The 16,233-nt window shown below is 62.7% G+C and carries 18 protein-coding genes; 15 read left to right on the top strand and 3 right to left on the bottom strand.

Annotation, left to right across the window (positions count from 1 at the left end; translation table 11 throughout):
• Window positions 1-11 precede the first annotated feature (11 nt).
• A complete protein-coding gene (locus R5N89_RS07335) occupies window positions 12-200 on the bottom strand; it encodes a hypothetical protein (RefSeq protein WP_167400881.1) in 189 nt (62 codons plus the stop codon).
• A 384-nt stretch (window positions 201-584) separates the two neighbouring features.
• On the opposite strand from R5N89_RS07335, the gene R5N89_RS07330 reads away from it, so the two are divergent.
• The gene (locus R5N89_RS07330; RefSeq protein ID WP_110569380.1) at window positions 585-1,646 is read left to right on the top strand and encodes a DMT family transporter; all 1,062 of its coding nucleotides are present in this window, start codon (window positions 585-587) and stop codon (window positions 1,644-1,646) included.
• A 208-nt stretch (window positions 1,647-1,854) separates the two neighbouring features.
• Window positions 1,855-2,946, top strand: coding sequence for a hypothetical protein (locus tag R5N89_RS07325; RefSeq protein WP_110569381.1), 1,092 nt, complete (start codon window positions 1,855-1,857; stop codon window positions 2,944-2,946).
• A gap of 110 nt (window positions 2,947-3,056) precedes the next feature.
• On the opposite strand, the gene R5N89_RS07320 is transcribed toward R5N89_RS07325, so the two are convergent.
• Complete coding sequence (locus R5N89_RS07320; RefSeq protein WP_146220213.1) at window positions 3,057-3,275, bottom strand: hypothetical protein; 219 nt, start codon at window positions 3,273-3,275, stop codon at window positions 3,057-3,059.
• A gap of 78 nt (window positions 3,276-3,353) precedes the next feature.
• Between R5N89_RS07320 and R5N89_RS07315 the strand changes: the two genes are divergently transcribed.
• The 4 genes from R5N89_RS07315 to R5N89_RS07300 all read left to right on the top strand — a co-directional run bounded on the left by R5N89_RS07315 (window position 3,354) and on the right by R5N89_RS07300 (window position 7,223).
• Window positions 3,354-3,752, top strand: a complete 399-nt coding sequence (locus R5N89_RS07315; RefSeq protein WP_110569382.1) for a terminase small subunit — start codon at window positions 3,354-3,356, stop codon at window positions 3,750-3,752.
• A complete protein-coding gene (locus tag R5N89_RS07310; protein WP_110569383.1) occupies window positions 3,736-5,052 on the top strand; it encodes a phage terminase large subunit in 1,317 nt (438 codons plus the stop codon). The genes R5N89_RS07315 and R5N89_RS07310 overlap by 17 nt, the downstream gene beginning before the upstream one ends.
• A 232-nt stretch (window positions 5,053-5,284) precedes the next feature.
• Entirely contained in the window at window positions 5,285-6,697 is a 1,413-nt protein-coding gene (locus R5N89_RS07305; protein WP_110569384.1) for a portal protein, read from the top strand.
• A 25-nt stretch (window positions 6,698-6,722) separates the two neighbouring features.
• Entirely contained in the window at window positions 6,723-7,223 is a 501-nt protein-coding gene (locus R5N89_RS07300; RefSeq protein WP_110569385.1) for a hypothetical protein, read from the top strand.
• Window positions 7,224-7,229: 6 nt separating this feature from the next.
• On the opposite strand, the gene R5N89_RS07295 is transcribed toward R5N89_RS07300, so the two are convergent.
• Window positions 7,230-8,039 carry an IS5 family transposase gene (locus R5N89_RS07295; RefSeq protein ID WP_354680669.1) on the bottom strand — a complete coding sequence of 270 codons (810 nt, stop codon included), beginning with the start codon at window positions 8,037-8,039 and terminating at the stop codon, window positions 7,230-7,232.
• A gap of 451 nt (window positions 8,040-8,490) precedes the next feature.
• On the opposite strand from R5N89_RS07295, the gene R5N89_RS07290 reads away from it, so the two are divergent.
• From R5N89_RS07290 to R5N89_RS07250, 9 genes are all read left to right on the top strand, one after another.
• Entirely contained in the window at window positions 8,491-9,186 is a 696-nt protein-coding gene (locus R5N89_RS07290) for a cupin domain-containing protein (protein ID WP_110570037.1), read from the top strand.
• A 383-nt stretch (window positions 9,187-9,569) separates the two neighbouring features.
• The gene (locus R5N89_RS07285; protein ID WP_110570040.1) at window positions 9,570-10,922 is read left to right on the top strand and encodes a DUF4043 domain-containing protein; all 1,353 of its coding nucleotides are present in this window, start codon (window positions 9,570-9,572) and stop codon (window positions 10,920-10,922) included.
• A gap of 82 nt (window positions 10,923-11,004) precedes the next feature.
• Window positions 11,005-11,553 carry a hypothetical protein gene (locus R5N89_RS07280; protein WP_110570036.1) on the top strand — a complete coding sequence of 183 codons (549 nt, stop codon included), beginning with the start codon at window positions 11,005-11,007 and terminating at the stop codon, window positions 11,551-11,553.
• Window positions 11,553-12,203, top strand: coding sequence for a hypothetical protein (locus R5N89_RS07275; protein ID WP_110570035.1), 651 nt, complete (start codon window positions 11,553-11,555; stop codon window positions 12,201-12,203). The genes R5N89_RS07280 and R5N89_RS07275 overlap by 1 nt, the downstream gene beginning before the upstream one ends.
• Window positions 12,204-12,240: 37 nt before the next feature.
• Window positions 12,241-13,113: a hypothetical protein gene (locus R5N89_RS07270; RefSeq protein WP_110570034.1), complete on the top strand. Its 873-nt coding sequence runs from the start codon at window positions 12,241-12,243 to the stop codon at window positions 13,111-13,113.
• Window positions 13,114-13,211: 98 nt separating this feature from the next.
• Window positions 13,212-14,699: a phage tail protein gene (locus tag R5N89_RS07265; RefSeq protein ID WP_110570033.1), complete on the top strand. Its 1,488-nt coding sequence runs from the start codon at window positions 13,212-13,214 to the stop codon at window positions 14,697-14,699.
• 104 nt (window positions 14,700-14,803) lie between these two features.
• Entirely contained in the window at window positions 14,804-15,235 is a 432-nt protein-coding gene (locus tag R5N89_RS07260; protein ID WP_110570032.1) for a hypothetical protein, read from the top strand.
• Window positions 15,236-15,258: 23 nt separating this feature from the next.
• Window positions 15,259-15,570 (top strand): hypothetical protein, encoded by a 312-nt coding sequence (locus R5N89_RS07255; protein ID WP_110570031.1) that lies wholly within the window; start codon window positions 15,259-15,261, stop codon window positions 15,568-15,570.
• An 11-nt stretch (window positions 15,571-15,581) separates the two neighbouring features.
• Window positions 15,582-15,743 (top strand): hypothetical protein, encoded by a 162-nt coding sequence (locus R5N89_RS07250; protein ID WP_167400905.1) that lies wholly within the window; start codon window positions 15,582-15,584, stop codon window positions 15,741-15,743.
• The last annotated feature ends 490 nt before the right edge of the window (window positions 15,744-16,233 follow it).

Raw genomic sequence — 16,233 nt, 5'->3', positions numbered from 1 at the left:
GCAGCGCGCTGCTATTGAGAAAATTTTTTTAAACAAATTAGAGCCTGATATTCATGGCCCATACTAGCCGGATCGGCTGCCGGTGCAGAGTCAGGATCAAGGCGGTCGGGTTCAGCCTCGAACCGGCGCCAGTCATGGGTCTGGATATAAGCTTTCTCGCATTCATAAATCGGGATCAGCCAGATCATGACAATCGGCACTCTGTCTCCTTTGTGGCACAATACGGGCAAAGCCAGACGGGCATAAGGCCGGAATCGTGCAATACAGCCCGGTCAGCAGCGTGCCGGGCAGAATGGGGACTGTGAACTTGATCATATCGCCCAGAAACAGGGCATCTTTTGATCGACCGCGAAGACGAGTTCGCAGCCGTCAGGTGCCCAAGCACTCTATTGCCCCAGCCCGCGGTGGCAAAAAAGCGTTTGTCCTGTGTAGGCGTACGATCGCGCCAGTCCTGCGCGACCGGGCCAAGGTAGCGGATATAATGATCGAGCACGCGCGCTTCAAAGGCATGGGCATCGCAGATCACCCGTGCTGCAGACAGGGCGCCCGTGGCAGGGGCGAATATGACATGATATATTAAGGGCATGAAGACCACCGGCCTCTGCTTTGCCCTGCTTTCCGCCGTGCTGTTTGGCGTGAGCACACCATTCGCCAAGCTGCTGCTTGGCGATATGTCAGCCCAGATGGCGGCGGGCCTGCTCTATCTTGGCTCCGGTCTGGGGCTGGCACTAGTGCTGGGCGCGCGGGCGGTCCTACGGTTGCCCACGCATGATGAAGCTCCCCTTGCGCGCCGCGACCTGCCATGGCTGCTCGGTGTGATCGCCACGGGCGGCGTGGCCGGCCCGTTGCTGCTCATGCTTGGCCTTGCCCGCACGGATGCGGCGAGTGCATCGTTGCTGCTCAATGTCGAGAGCATTGCAACACTGCTGATCGCATGGATGGTATTTCGTGAAAATGTTGATCGCAGGCTGCTGTTTGGCGCTGCGTGCATTGTGCTGGGGGCGGGCGTGCTGTCATGGCAGGGCCATGCGATGCTGGCGCCCGGCGCGCTTTACATTATTGCCGCATGTGTGTGCTGGGGTATTGATAACAACCTCAGCAATCGCCTCTCGGCAGTAGATCCCGTGCGGATCGCCATGCTCAAGGGCATTGTGGCGGGCAGTGTCAACCTGCTCACGGCCCTTGGGCTGCAACACGCGTACCTGCCGGGATTGGCTCTGGTGGCGGGGGCTGGATCTGTGGGGTTTCTGGGTTACGGTGTCAGCCTTGTCGCCTTCATGCTGGGGTTGCGCCATCTGGGGGCCGCGCGGACGGGGGCGTATTTCGCGCTGGCTCCTTTCATGGGGGCGGTGGCGTCGCTCGCCCTGTTCCCGGCGCAGGGCGTGGTGCGGCTGCTTGTGGCGGCGGTGCTCATGGGTATCGGGCTATGGCTGCACCTGACCGAACGCCATGACCACCAGCACGCGCATGAGGAAATGGCCCATATCCATCGCCATGTGCATGACGAACACCATCAGCACGAACATGGCCCCGATGATCCGCCGGGCGCACCGCACACTCATTACCATGTGCACACGCGGCTTGAGCACAGCCACGCCCATTATCCCGACCTGCATCACCGCCACGATCATGACCACGCGGCCTGAACATGCAGGATGCTGCCGCCCGTGGAGCAGCTCTTTCGCCCCATCCCGTGTGGCAGCAGCATAAATGGACTAGCCCCGATAGCGCGGTGCACGGCGTAGGGCGGCTTAGACGACATGTCCATGCCCCGCCCATACGCGGGTGCCGGATTGACAGGTTTCATGTGCCGAACGTAGCCTGAACGCTGGCACAGCCAGCAAGGACGGCGTAATGGATCAGCACGAAGGCGGGGATAACGCGGATCGACCCTACTGGCTCAGCACGCCACAGCAGGACTTTACAGCCCTTGTCGATTTCATCATGCCGGAAGTGGAGGCCAGGCTGAGGCGCGATGGGGTTTTCGCTCCCTTCGGCGCATTGATGGCGCGCGAGCCCTATCGTGGCGACATTGAACTGCATGATGAGCCCATGCCGGACAAAAAGGATGGCAACGCCCAGCTCGACCATCTCAAGCAGGCCCTGCGCGAAAGGGTAGGCCGCAGTTACCAGCGCGCGGCGGTCGTGGCGGCCAACTGCACCGTGCTGCTGCCCGGTAGCGGCAAGCAGGCCGAGGCTGCCGTGCTCATGTGCACGCATCGCGATGGCACGGCGGCGAATTTCGTCTATCCCTACACCATAACCAACGGCAGGGTCACATTCGCGCCGCTTGAAATGGCGGAAGGCACGCAGGATATATTTCCGCCCATCCGCCTGCGTCCGTGGATACGCGAAAGCTGCCCGCCACGCCCGGTTGGCTACAAGGTGGGCCTGTTCCTGTTCCACGGCCTCGAGCGGGAGGCCATACTGCACCGCATGCACCTGAGTGAGACCGGCAGGCCAGAGGGAGACAACCCGGCACCCGCCGCCATTGCCAGCCTGCCTGATGGATGGACGGTTGTATGGTTCAATGACCCCGCCGCAGCCCTTCATCATGCCACTCATATGGAGACCTATGCGGCTGGGTGCACAGTCCTGTCCCTCTTTGTCGATGAACCGGATTACGTGACGCAAGCCACCGGCCATGCCAACGGCGCACAGCTATGGACTGTGCGCCATGTTGGCACGTCGCGCACCCGCGCGCAGCCAGGCGGCCCGCATGACCTGCACATGACCGGCACGCCGCCTGCGCAGCTTGCCACCATTGTCACGGCCATGCGGAAGGAAGAGGCCGATAGTGGCTACCTGCCGGATATGATCGATTTCTACTTCGATATTCCGGTGGAACTCATTCATGCCCTCACCGGGTTTCAATACTGCCAGCGGGACTATGACAATGGGCGCGTGACGTTTGATACGCTCCTGCAGGGTGTGCCGGAAGGTTGAGTCTGCATCAGGGTTGCAGTCCCGCACCTCACTGCATTTTTCAGGCGGGAGGGGTGTCTTCTGTTAATATGTTTTTGTGCCGCACAGGTAAATTGTTGCCTGCACGGTTTCTAAGTATAAGAAACATATCCTGACAGTTCTGTATCCACCCCGCCCGGACGAGACCCGTCCCGGAAAGGCATAAATACAGGCAACACATCAGCGAAAACCATCCAGCGCAGCACAATAACAGCCCACATTATGCATAAACGTGCAGCAGCACGCACGCCATCATGTTCCGATAAGGTTTTCTGGAAACTGTATTTGCTGCCTGCGCGGTTTTTCAGCATAAAGATCCTATCATGACAGACCCACGCCCGGCGCCGCTTCCGCGGTTTCCGGGCGTTGTGCATTTACGGAGAAACAGCATGCCCGAACAGGCCGCCACGGGCACGCGGCGCAGCACCTATAGCCGCAGGCTGGCCGATGAGATATGCCTGCGGCTGGCTGATGGGCAGAGCCTGCGCGCCATCTGTGCTGATCCGGCCCTGCCGCACCGCGCCACCATATTGCGCTGGCTGCGCGATAACCTGGCTTTTCGTGCACTTTATGATACCGCGCGTGAAGCCGCGGCCGACACACTGGCCGAGGAGATCATAGCCATTGCCGACCGCGCCACGGGCCGCGAGGACGTACCGGCCATAAAGCTGCGCATGGAGGCGCGCATGTGGGTTGCAACGCGCCTGCGCCCGCCTGTTTCCGCCACGCGGGGCGAGGGGGCAGGCGGCATTGCCATTACCATCACCACTGATGACGCAGCCCTTTAGCCTCACACCCGACCAGCATGCCGCCAACCGGCTGCTGGGGGGCGGGGCCACCCACATCCTGCTGCGGGGCGGGGCGCGTTCGGGCAAGACATTCGTGCTGGTGCGCGCGCTGGTCATTCGGGCACTCCGGGCGGCGGGCACGCGCCACGGCATATTCCGCCACAGGTTCAATGCTTTGCGGGCCACCATCGTGGCCGACACGTTTCCCACCGTCATGCGCCGGTGCTTTCCCGCCGTGCCGTGGCAACTCTCGCGCACCGACTGGAGCGTGACACTGCCCAATGGCTCGCTCATCATGTTTGGCGGGCTGGATGATGAGGAACGGACTGAAAAGATACTGGGGCTGGAATTCGCCACCGTCTATCTCAATGAAGCCAGTCAGGTCACTTATGGCGCGCGCAACATGCTGCTCACACGACTGGCGCAGAAATCGCCCCTGGCGCTGAAGGAATATATCGATGCCAATCCTCCCACCACCGCGCACTGGCTTTACCGTGTCTTTGAAGCCGGTATCGAGCCTTCATCGGGCCAGCCCCTGCCAGACCCCACACGCTACGCCACCATGCAACTCAACCCCGAGGGCAACCGGGCCAATCTCTCGGCGGAGTATCTGGCGCAACTCGCGGCCCTGCCGGAGCGTGAACGCCGGCGCTTTGTAGAGGGGGAATACCAGCAGGCTGTCGATGGCGCCCTGTGGCGCCTGGAGGATTTTCGTCGTGACGCCGCAATAACGCCCGCAACCCGCCGTGCTGTAAGCACGCAGATGCGGCGCATTGTGGTGGCGGTTGACCCGTCAGGCTGTTCCGGGCCGGAGGATATCCGCTCTGATGAAATCGGCATCATCGTGTGCGGGGTGGATGGTGCGGGGTGTGGCCATGTGCTGGCCGACCTGTCGCGCCGCGATACGCCTGCGGGCTGGGCGCGGACTGCCCTGCAGGCCCAGGCGGACTGGGCAGCCGAGCGCATTGTGGCCGAACATAATTTTGGCGGCGCACTGGTTGAGGCCACCCTGCGCGGGCTGAACCCGAATGCGGCCCTGCGCATGGTCACCGCCAGCCGGGGCAAGGCGGCGCGGGCCGAGCCGGTGGCGGCGTTGTACGAACAGGGGCGTGTGATCCATCATGGTACTTATCCGGAACTGGAGGAACAGCTCTGTCAGTTTTCAGCCAGTGGCTATCACGGCCCCCATTCCCCCGACCGGGCGGATGCGCTGGTCTGGGCGCTGACCGACCTCATGCTGTCCGTGCCGCCTGCAGCCCCCGCGCGCTGGGCCCCCACGCGTTTCAACCTCGGGCGCTAGGGTCATGCGCGCGCCCTTCGGCCAAGGGCCTCTGCCTGCCCCAATATCCAGACCCTGCGCGGCGCGTGTGTGCTGCATCGGGTATCGTGCGGGACCGGCACATTCCTGAATACTGTCAGGAACAGTCTTTATAATACGTAGTAGATTTTTTTACTGCCTGAATGATGGTTCTGCCCCGTTCATGGGCAGACATGACAGCGCAGGCTCACCCTATGCCGGAGATAAGCCACTCATGGACTGGCAGGAACTCAAGCGCACATACCCCCGTGACCCGGACCTGCCCGCACGGGCCCATGCGCTTGCCGCGCTCGCGCGTGTGCTCGAGGGTACGCAATACGATGCCATACCCAACCCTTTTGGCACCGAATATAATGGCGCAGGCGAATACATACCGCTTGGCCAGCGCCGCCCGTCGGTACGCACCAATATGTGCCGCGCGGTGGTGGATGATGCGGTATCCCTCCTGTTTGGCGCCAGCCACTGGCCCGCCACGGTTGCCACCGATCCCGCGCTGCCTGGCATTCTGGCGCAGCTTGGGGCGGAGACCGCCTTGCCAGCCCTCATGCTCGATGCCGCCACGCGCGGCGCAACCGGATCGGTTGCCGTGCTGGTCGAAGCCGTGGCCCGCCGCCTGCGCGTGCAGGTGCATGACACCCGTTACCTCACTCCGCAATGGGATGGTGCGGGCCTGCTTGCCTCGGTGACCGAGTGCTTCAAGGTAACGGGCGCCACGCTGGCAGGGCAGGGCTGGCCCATCGCCACAGATGACGCCACTACCATTTTCTGGTGGCTGCGCGTGTGGGACCGGGCTGACTGCCACGTTTATGTGCCCCAGCGTGTCGATGCCGGGTTGCCCACCCGCCTTGACGCTACGCGCAGCACCCATCACGGCCTTGGCTTCGTGCCGTGGGTCTGGATGGCCAATCTGGCAGCGCCGGGCACGGTGGATGGTCCATGCACCTTTGCCCCGGCCATCGATACGGTTATCGAGTGCGATTACCTGCTCTCGCAATCCGGGCGAGGGCTCAAATACAGCGCTGACCCCAGGCTGGTCATCCGCGCGGGGCCAGACCCTTATGCCGATGGTACCTCCGCGAGCACCGGCGGCGCCTCAGCGGCCCTGACCCTGCCGCTCGATGGCGATGCCAAGCTGCTCGAAATCAACGGTGATGCCGCGGGCGCCATGCGCGATCATTACCGTGAACTGCGCGCCAGCGTGATGGAACAGATCCATGGCAACCGCGCCCAGGCCGACCGTCTTGCCGCCCCCACATCGGGCCGCGCGATGGAGATGCTCTATCAGCCGCTTTTATGGCTCGTGGACCGCATGCGTCTTTCGTATGGCGAATACGGGCTGCTGGCGCTGTACCGCATGGTGTGTGCGTTTTCGCACGTGCTCGAAGGTGGCGTGCAGATTGGCGGGCAGGATTACACCAGGCTCGATGCAACGGGGCTTGCGCTGCAATGGCCGCCCTATTTTGCCGATACGGAAGCCGAACTGGCGCAACTGGCCCAGGGGCTTGGCGCTGCGGTGCAGGGGGGCTTCCTGTCACGGCAGACAGCCTGCGCCATCTTTGCCACCCGCGCGAGTGGCCCGGCCCCGCATGCCGAATGGGCGCGGCTGAACGCAGCCGACCCGAACTGACATATTCCATTAACGGAGAAACGACATGACCCGAGCCAGCGTGCCCCAGACCTCCGACCTTGAAACCCTGCACCGCGAGATGGAAACCCTGCGCGCCGAGCGCGACGCGGCGGTCAGTGCCCGCGCAACACTTGAAGGCGATCTTGCCCGCGCCACCGAACAGGTCAGCACCGCCCGCACCCGCGCGGACCGTGCCGTCATACGCGCCGAGGCCCGTGCCCTTGCCGCCCGCATGGGTGCCGTGGAGCCTGCCGATGTGGTTCGCCTTGTTGACCTGAGCGCCGTGACACTGGGCGAGGATGGTGCCCCGCAGGGACTGGATACGATCATGGCCGCCGCGCGTGAAAGCCGGGCTTACCTGTTCGGCCTGCAGCAGGGCGCATCGGGCGCTGTGCGTGGCACCACTGCCGCAGGCCCCGCACCCCGCGCAGGCGATCCGGCCCCGTTCGACGCCCGCACGGCTGGCACGCGCGATGTGAAGGCCGCAGCCATGGCGGCGGGGTTACGCTGGCCGGTGGCAAACTAGAGGGTGTTATGCACCTTGGGCGAGCATAGCTGCATTTCTAAGCATGAAGCACGCGAACGCAATGACATGGAGACTTGCGAGTGTTGAAGCGTAACGCTCGTAATCTTTGACGAGCCTACGACAACGTGTTGCCCATGCGAAAGATCGCTCGACAACCCATCGGCGCGGCAGCAGCACAAAGCCGCGTTTGGCTTCGGACAACCTGACGACCTCAAGGGCGATCCCCTGGGCCCGTGCTGCCCTGGCAGGCTTCTTGCCGGTATATCCCTGATCGACATAGGCCAGTTCAACGCTCTCGTCCGTCGCATCCTGAATGGCGGCGGCAAGACGTCCGACCTCGGCGCGATCGTCCCGACTGGCTGGTGTGACATGCAGGGCCAGCAGATACCCCAATGTGTCCACGGCCATGTGCAGCTTTGATCCCCTTTTGCGCTTGGCTCCATCATATCCGGCGCGGGAACCGCTTTCCGGCGTCGAACGTAATGTCCGGCTGTCGATAATGGCTGCCGTTGGCTCCGCCCTGCGGCCAGAAGCGATACGCAGCACGGCACGCAGATCAGACACCAACGCGTCAAAACAACCTGCCTCCATCCAGCGACGGGATTGCTGGTAGACCGCCGACCACGGCGGAAGGTCATTCGGCATGGCGCGCCAGGCAATTCCGTAGCGGATCACGTAATGCAATCCATTGAACAGTTCGCGCAATGCGTGATGTCGTTGGTGCGCATCCTCGCGCATCAGAACCAGATACGGGACAACCAGAGACCATTCTTCATCTGATACATCAGAGGGATACGGTTTGCGTGCAGGCGTCATCCCTCATTACTGCACCAATCAGGCACGAAAATACATAACACCCTCTAGGGCGTGAACCGACAGGCCGCAGGATGGTTTATTATAAAAATGAGTGTGATAAAAAGAGGCGTTATCAAGGTCTGCTGAATATAATGTATGGAAAATATAGATTGATTTTTATGAATACTATACTGGAATATATTACATATTCCTAAATAAAATCCTCAACAGAGGGATATGATTGTTGGTACAAAGATACGCCTGTCTGTCAGGGGCATGAAAAGAGAGATGGCATAATATGCCAATAGCTGCACCCAGCTTGCAGGGATGTACCGTGCAGGGAGGCAAAACGCGCACCCTGCCCATTCATTGCGGTTAAAATAGGCAATCATCCATTACCTGGAGCAGGGCTGAGGCTGGTAGTGCGAAATCCCAGCCGCGTACCGGCCCCGCCCGCCGCAAGGATCTGTTCATGAACCAGACCAACGTCACCGCACGCAGCTTTATCGACCTGCGCGCCTTTGCCGCCACATCCGCCCCCCAGCCCGGTGACTTCGTGCGCGCCCGCACGCTGCTTGCCGGGCAGGGGAACGGCCTTTCCATCGCGGCCTGCGCCCCGGAAGGCGCTGGCATCATTACCGCGATGACAGAAGATGAATTTGTGATCGTGCTGTCGGGCGAACTCAACATTGGCGCGAACGTGCTTGGTCCCGACGCCAGTATCGTGCTGCCCAAGGGGAGCAGTTTCAGCTGGGCTGCGGCACCGGGCACGCGCGCCATCATCATGGGCAGTAAAACCAGCACGCCAGGTGCGCAGACACCGGTGGTCATCAATCCTGCGCCCACGCTTGCACCTTCCAAGTCGCCTTCGGCTGACCTGCTGCTTGGCCCAGCGCCGACATGCCATAGCTTTAACGACTATAAATCCGCTAATGGCGAGCTCGTGTGCGGCACATGGGATTCTACCCCTTATGCCCGCCGCGCCATGCATTATGGCCACGCTGAACTGATGTACCTGATCGAAGGAAGCGTGACGTTTGTGGATGGCGCAGGCCGGGAAAAGACGTTCGTTAAAGGTGATATCTTCTTTGTCGAACAGGGGGCTGACTGTGCATGGGATAACCGGGAATATGTGAAGAAAGTTTATGCCATTTTCCGCCCGGCCTGAAGCACAGGGCATTTATTGCCTGCCCTGGAATAGTCTATTACAAAATAATAAAAGTTTTGGGTGCCGCCTTTTTCAAAAAGGCGGCATTATTTTGAAAAAATTCGCCAAAAACTTCTCATGATTTTTATCTGGAATCATGCAGTAATTTATAAACAGTAATTAAAAATTACACTCGCCCATTACCTGTTCCGCACACGATCAATTTCGCCTGCGGAACAGGCAAGGGGCGCATGATGACTTACCCATCATGATGGCGCGCCGTGCGCCACGGCCCCTTAACCATCCACCCGGCCATATATGGCGCTTTAGTGCCATTGCCCGTTACCCGCCGCCACTGCATTGCGCATGGCGGCTTTTTTCGTTTTTTCAAGGAAATGAAATTCATGGCTATCGCCAATTTCCCCGCTGCCCTTCAGCCTGTCATCCAGCAGGGGTTCCTGTCGCGTGCGTTTCAGGATGCGTTGCAGTCACGCCTGGGTTTCCGTTCCATTGCCGACCAGATGGAATTTCCTGCCCGCATCGGCCAGACCATTACCGATACCCGCGCCGGTCTGCTGCCGCCGGCCACCACGCCGCTCAACCCGACCGCCAATACCAGCTTTGACAATGGCATGACGCCCGCCGAATGGTCGGTCGAGCAGTATACGCTCACCATCAACCAGTATGGCAACACCATGGACCTCAACCAGGTGACCGAAGGCGTGGGCATTGCCAACCAGTTCCTCGCCAATGCCTCGCGCCTTGGCATCAATGCGCGCCAGACGCTCGACCGCCTGGCGCGCAACACGCTGTTTGGCGGGGCGCAGAACGGGGTTGGGGGCTACCTTGGCGGCAATACGCGCGTCACTGCAACGCTGGGTGCGGCTGGCGGCACGGTTGCCGTGGATGACATCCGGGGATTCCAGAACATCCTGTCGGGTGAAGGGCAGGTGGTTTCGGTCGGTGCCTCTGCTGGCATGACCGTGACCATCGGGGCAGGGTCTTACACGCTGGTGGGCGCCACGGCGGATGCCGCCAATACCTCCACCGCGCCGGATGGCATTTCAGGCACGCTGACGTTCTCGGCATCGGTCAAGGTGGCCGATGGCACGGCGGGCAATCCGGTCATGGCGGCCACCGCGCCGCTGGTGCTGCGCCCCAATGCGCGGGCCACCACGGCGGCACTCGCGGCAGGCGACCTGCTGACGGTCCAGTCCATTCTGGGCGCGCTGGCCACCCTGCGCGACAACAACGTGCCCACGCCCGATGGCGGGGTGTATCACTGCTATCTGGACAATGCCCAGCTTCTGGGCCTGTTCCGCGATGAGGACTTCAAGCTGCTCTATCGCGGGCAGTATGGCTCCGACACCTATCAGAGCGGCCAGATCTTTGACCTGCTGGGCGTGCGCTTCATCCCCACCACCGAGGCTCCGCAGCAGGTATCGCTTGGCGCGGGCGCCATCCATCGTGCCATCATCTGCGGGCAGGGCGCGCTGATCGAGGGGGATTACGCCAATATCGGCACCCATTACGCACCGCTGCTTGATGGCGGCGAACTGACCGATGTGGAGGGCGTGTGCATGATTACCCGCCCCGCACTCGATCGCCTGGCGCAGATCATCGCGCAGTCGTGGTCGTGGATTGGCGGGTTTGCCCTGCCCACCGACCTGACGGCTGATACCTCCGTCATTCCCACCGCCACCAACAGCTACCTCAAGCGGGGTGTGGTGATCGAGAGCCTCGGCGCCGGGGCCTGAGCCTTCGGCCCGCGCGGCGACGCCCTATAGGTGCCGCTGCGCGGGCCATGACCGCCAGCCACACCATGCACGAAAGGCAGGCATGACAGACATGACGGGCACAGCCAGCACAACAGACACCACGACAACGCCCGATGCAGGCGTAACCGGGGCAGACACGGCAGCTGCCGGTACCACCACAACCAGCCAGAATGCGGGGGCCTGCGCGGACCAGCCCCCCGCAGCCGCTGTCATAACGGCAGCCAGCATGCCCGATACGGCCCTGACCGACACCGAATGCGCACAGGCGCGGCGCTACATGGGCTATCCCGCCATGGGGCGCGCCGATAGCGGCATGCAGTCGTGGCGGTTCTTTCGGGTTTATGGCTTCAATGAATGGCGGCTGGCGCATCTTTCACCCGCCGAATGCGCCCAGGCCCGCGCCTTTCTGGCGCAATGCCAGTTGCTGGAGAGCGCGGTGATGGGGGCAGGCAGCAACCTTGATACCGATCGCGCGGCGGTCTGGACACGCAACCGCACGGAAGTCACCGATCGCTTCACGCTGTACACGCGCTGGCGCGTGCAGCTATGCAACTTCATGGGCGTGCCGCCCGGGCCGGGGCTACGTGGCATGGGGGAGATCATCATCTGATGGATATCAACGCCCTGCGCTGCCTGACCGCGCGTGGGTTTGCGCGCGCAGCAACCCGTATTGGCGCTGCGACCGCGCAATATCGGCCTGCCAGCGCGCTTGCGCCCTGCGCCAGCCCTTATGGTCAGGGCTGGGCGGCTTTCAGCAATGACCGGGCTTTCGGCTTTGCCGGGCCTGCCTTGTGGGATGTGCCTTTTGTCTATGCCCTGACGGATCTGACGGACCTGCGGGCGGGTGACATCCTGACCTGCGGGGCAGAGACCTATTTCATTGCCCGCGTGGAACCCTTCCGGCCGCCTTTATGCGTGTTGTGCAATGCGGTCGTCACGCTAACCACCACCTTGGCCGTGCAGACAGATGCGGCTGATCCGGGGGGGTATGCCACATCGGGCGATGCAGCCGCGCAGGCAACGCTTGCCACCGGCTGGCCTGCCATGATCCGGCCGGGCAGCGGGGCGGGCGTGCCGGGACCAGTCCAGCCCGGTGCCATTCGCGCGGGTGGGTTCGAGATGTTCCTGCCTGCCATTCCCGGCGTGAGCCTTCAGGCGGCCATGTGGGTCCAGGATGGGGGTGGCCCACGCTACACCATCGGGGCCGCGCGCAGCAGCCCATGGGGCGTGCGCTGCCAGATGGCCCAGCAGCAGGTCTGAAATTCTTTTTGCCAGCCATAACAGGAAGCGCCATGACATGGCCGATATCGCCACCATTTCCACCGCCATTGCGGGGGCCCTTACTGCAGCGCTCTGCCCTGAGGGGAGGAGTGCCAGCAGTTGCACGGGGCGTCCCGTCATCATCCGTCGCGGCGGGCTGACACAGGCGGACCTGGGCAACGCCCTGCATACATTGCACGAAGGCTGCGATTTCATCACCATTGCCGACACGCCAGAAAGCTGGAGCCGCCTTGATGAACCGCTCGGGCGGCCTTGGCGGATGGAAAACACGCAGGCTGCCACCGTCAGCATAAGCATTGCAAATGGCACGGTAACGCTCGGCCTCGCACCCGACACGGTGCCCAGTGGCACTGTCGGGTTACGGGTACAGGGGCTTGCGGGCATCACGGGCGCCGGGTGCTGCCTGCACAGGGCGCAATCGGGTGACACGGCAGCCAGTATTGCAGCCCGCCTTGCCGCGATGGTGCCGGGTGCCGTGGCGCAGGAGGGGAATATCACGCTGCCCACCTCTGTCACGGCACAGGCCATCAACGCGGGCACGGCCACGGCGCGGTGCGTGGCGCGCAGGCAGCAGCAGATGTTCGTGCTTACCGCCTGGTCAGCCAGTCCGGTCGCGCGGGATGCGCTGGGGCAGGCCATGGCTGATGCACTGGCCCTGACCGACTGGCTGGTGGATGCAAACAGCTCCACCTTCCGCATCGAGGCACGGGAGGCAAGCAATGATGATACCGCCATGAACCGGGGCATCTTTGCCCGTCCCGCCCATTATCTCGTGACATTCGATACCGACCTGACCCGGTCGATGCCGCTCATGCTGGCTGGTGGCATCGGGGGCGCTGATGGGCTGATTGCGGGCGACGTGCTGCTGGGCGCACCGGCAGCGTCCTGAACCATCCATGCGGGGCACAGGTCATGGCCCGATCACCACGCCCCATTCTTGAACCGTTTCTTCACGCGGCATGCCGCGCAACAGGGAAGACGCATAAAATGACCATCTATCAGTCCGGGCAGCTCAACACCAACAGCCTGAGCGTGCCGGATCTGTATGTGCAGATCCTCAAACCGCAGACCCTGGCGCTCAACGGCGTGGCAACCGGGCGGATCGGCCTGGTGGGCACGGCGGCCTGGGGGCCGGTGGCGTCACCGGTCATCATTGGCGGCATGGGTGACTGCCTGAGCGTATTCGGCCCCAAGCAGGCGCAGGCAAATGATATCGGCACGGCGGTCAACATCGCCATCTTGCAGGGTGCATCCGACTTTCGCTGCGTGCGGGTCAGTGATGGCACCGATGTGGCGGCCACGGGCACACTGGCGGGAGTAACCCTGACCGCCATCCATACGGGCAGCGCGGGCAACGCCCTTGTGGCGACACTGACACAGGACCCGATCATCACCACGAATTACACGCTTACGGTCAGCCATGCGGTGCTGGGCAGCCGTACCTATCGTGGCGCGACATGGCCGGTTCTTGCCGCCGCCATTGCAGCCGATGCCACGGCGCTCGTGCGCGCAACCGTGCCCACCACCGTGCCCGCACTTGAAGCCGGTTTGGCCACGCTTGCCGGAGGCAGCGATGGCGGCGTGCCCACGACCGCGCAGTTTCTGGGCAGGGATGGCACCAGCCGCACCGGCATGTATGCCCTGCGCGGGCAGGGCTGCGCGATCGGGCTGCTGCATGGCGTGGTGGATGACACCTCATGGACCACGCAGGCCGCTTTTGGCCTGGGGGAAGGGATGTACATGATTGCCTGCGGCCCGGCAGGCGACACGATTGCCAATGCCGTGGCCATGAAAAGTGCCGCAGGGCTGGATAGCTACGCCGTCAAGCTGATGTTTGGTGACTGGCTGTGGTGGGATGATGACACCAATGGCGACATGCTGGTGCCGCCGCAGGCCTTTGCCGCGGGTATTCTCGGCGGTCTCTCGCCCGAGCAGTCGAGCCTGAACAAGGAACTGTATGGCGTAATCGGCAGCCAGAAAGCAGGGCTGGCCAGTAGCGGGCAGGCCGCGACCTATTCCGGGGCCGAACTCTCGGCCCTGTTTACGGCGGGCATTGACGTGATCTGTAACCCCGCACCGGGTGGTAGCTACTGGGCGGTGCGCGGCGGCATCAATACGTCATCAGACGACGTGACAGATGATGACACCTATACGCGCCTGACCAATTACATTGCCGAAACGCTCAACGCGGGCATGGGGGCGTTCGTGGGCGCTGTCATCTGCGCCACGCTGTATGGCGACATCCGCGCCGTGCTGCTGGGCACGCTGTCGAACATGGTGGGCAGCGGCATACTGGGGGCCAGCACGGATTACGCCGTGCTGTGCGACACGACCAATAACCCCCAGTCGCGCACGGCGCTGGGTTATGTGCGTGCTGACGTGCAGGTGCGCTATCAGGGGATCAACCGCTTTTTCGTAGTCAACCTGCAGGGCGGCGCGAGTGTGACAGTCAGCACCGCCACTGCGGCAGCCTGATACCTGCCTGCGCATACAGAAAACCTTATTGTCTAACCTGCATCCATCGTAGCGCGATACTTCACGGGCCACCTTTCAGGGTGGCTTTTTTCATGGAGCCATGAATGTCTCTCAAACCCTTCAATATCGGCCGCGACTGCCGCGTAGTGCTGGTCTATAACGGCAGCCGCATCGACCTGCCCACGGTTACCGGCTTCAATGCGGCCCAGCGCACCCACCAGCTGGAATCAAATCCGCTGAACGACATGCCCCTGTTCTATGATGTGCCAGGCGGGTGGGGCGGCCAGTTTTCCTTCCAGCGCGATGGTTCGGGAGCCGATGACCTGTTTGCCGCGATCGAAAGCGGGTTCTGGTCGGCGGGCACGGTCATTCTGGGCAGCATCTACCAGTATGTGACCGAATGCGATGGATCGCTAAGCACGTACGAATTCATCGGCGCGTCCCTCAGGCTGTCGGATGCGGGGCGCTACCAGTCCGAAACGCTGGTCACGCAGACCATCACGTTCACGGCCCGCGCCCGCAACCGCATTTCCTGATCTTCCAACTGGAATACGCCGACATGACGGAAAAAACCGTAAAGACCCCTGATGGCCGCACCCTGACCTACCGCGAGCGCGGGCCGGGCGATGTGCTCGCCCTGCTTGAGTTCGGGCCGGACACGCCCTCGACCGCATGGCTGGAATACGCGCTCATGGTCAGTTCGGTCGAGGCGATTGACGGCGTGCCCGTCATCCGCCCGCAAACGCGCGTGCAGCTTGAGCAGCTTGCCAACCAAATCGGCAATGACGGCATCGAGGCGCTCAGCATGGCCCTGTTTGGCCCTGATGCGCAGGCCACGCCCGATACGGAGGCCCAAGCCGCAAAAAACTGAGCCGGCACCCCGTGCTGATCGAAGTGGCGGCGTTAGTCGGGCACGGGGTGCCGTGGGATGTGGCCATGTCCATGCCGCGCGTGCGGCGCATGGCTTTTCTGGTCGCCTTCGGGGAGCTTGCGGGCGGCCGCTATGACTGGGCCACGCAACAATGGGAGTATCCTGATGGCTGAATCCTGTCGGGCCACGACACGCCTGGTCATGCGGCTTCAGGCTGCCGGGGCTGGTGGCCTGTCCGCGCCGGTAGCCCGCCTGCCGGGGCACAACGGGCACGCTGTCATTGCAAGGCTGGCTGCGTCGATAGGGCGCATGAGGCACACTAGGTCACAGCCTGTCATGGCTGCCCGCTTTCACCCGCCTCAACGTAGCCACAAGCCCCGCGCGCAGGTCTTGCCAAGCGGGCTGGGGGAAGCGCGTAATGCGCGGGCAAGACAGTCGCGCCCGCCCGTCAGTCGCGCTGCCAGTCGCTGGTTCAGCCGTGGTGAACAACAGGGGGGACCTGACTGGCGTGGGGCCGGAGCAGCCGTCATGAACGTTCCTGCATCTGCTCCGCGCAGGAACGGGCAGGATGGAAAAGAACACGCGCCCATGCCCTATGGACCACGCATGGCGTCACCCCTGATGCGCCTGTCCATGGTTCGCACATCCAACTCCCGACAGGCC

Source organism: Komagataeibacter sucrofermentans DSM 15973 (assembly GCF_040581405.1).
Classification (GTDB): domain Bacteria; phylum Pseudomonadota; class Alphaproteobacteria; order Acetobacterales; family Acetobacteraceae; genus Komagataeibacter; species Komagataeibacter sucrofermentans.
The sequence above is the reverse complement of the archived record's forward strand: the minus strand, read 5'-3'. Positions and strand labels throughout refer to the sequence as shown.

Coding starts and splice junctions, on each gene's coding strand:
- R5N89_RS07310 (WP_110569383.1), top strand. CDS start 3,736: ATGACGCAGCCCTTTAGCCTCACACCCGACCAGCATGCCGCCAACCGG.
- R5N89_RS07320 (WP_146220213.1), bottom strand. CDS start 3,275: ATGCTGAAAAACCGCGCAGGCAGCAAATACAGTTTCCAGAAAACCTTA.
- R5N89_RS07325 (WP_110569381.1), top strand. CDS start 1,855: ATGGATCAGCACGAAGGCGGGGATAACGCGGATCGACCCTACTGGCTC.
- R5N89_RS07290 (WP_110570037.1), top strand. CDS start 8,491: ATGAACCAGACCAACGTCACCGCACGCAGCTTTATCGACCTGCGCGCC.
- R5N89_RS07270 (WP_110570034.1), top strand. CDS start 12,241: ATGGCCGATATCGCCACCATTTCCACCGCCATTGCGGGGGCCCTTACT.
- R5N89_RS07330 (WP_110569380.1), top strand. CDS start 585: ATGAAGACCACCGGCCTCTGCTTTGCCCTGCTTTCCGCCGTGCTGTTT.
- R5N89_RS07265 (WP_110570033.1), top strand. CDS start 13,212: ATGACCATCTATCAGTCCGGGCAGCTCAACACCAACAGCCTGAGCGTG.
- R5N89_RS07280 (WP_110570036.1), top strand. CDS start 11,005: ATGACAGACATGACGGGCACAGCCAGCACAACAGACACCACGACAACG.
- R5N89_RS07300 (WP_110569385.1), top strand. CDS start 6,723: ATGACCCGAGCCAGCGTGCCCCAGACCTCCGACCTTGAAACCCTGCAC.
- R5N89_RS07315 (WP_110569382.1), top strand. CDS start 3,354: ATGCCCGAACAGGCCGCCACGGGCACGCGGCGCAGCACCTATAGCCGC.
- R5N89_RS07275 (WP_110570035.1), top strand. CDS start 11,553: ATGGATATCAACGCCCTGCGCTGCCTGACCGCGCGTGGGTTTGCGCGC.
- R5N89_RS07255 (WP_110570031.1), top strand. CDS start 15,259: ATGACGGAAAAAACCGTAAAGACCCCTGATGGCCGCACCCTGACCTAC.
- R5N89_RS07285 (WP_110570040.1), top strand. CDS start 9,570: ATGGCTATCGCCAATTTCCCCGCTGCCCTTCAGCCTGTCATCCAGCAG.
- R5N89_RS07305 (WP_110569384.1), top strand. CDS start 5,285: ATGGACTGGCAGGAACTCAAGCGCACATACCCCCGTGACCCGGACCTG.
- R5N89_RS07295 (WP_354680669.1), bottom strand. CDS start 8,039: ATGACGCCTGCACGCAAACCGTATCCCTCTGATGTATCAGATGAAGAA.
- R5N89_RS07260 (WP_110570032.1), top strand. CDS start 14,804: ATGTCTCTCAAACCCTTCAATATCGGCCGCGACTGCCGCGTAGTGCTG.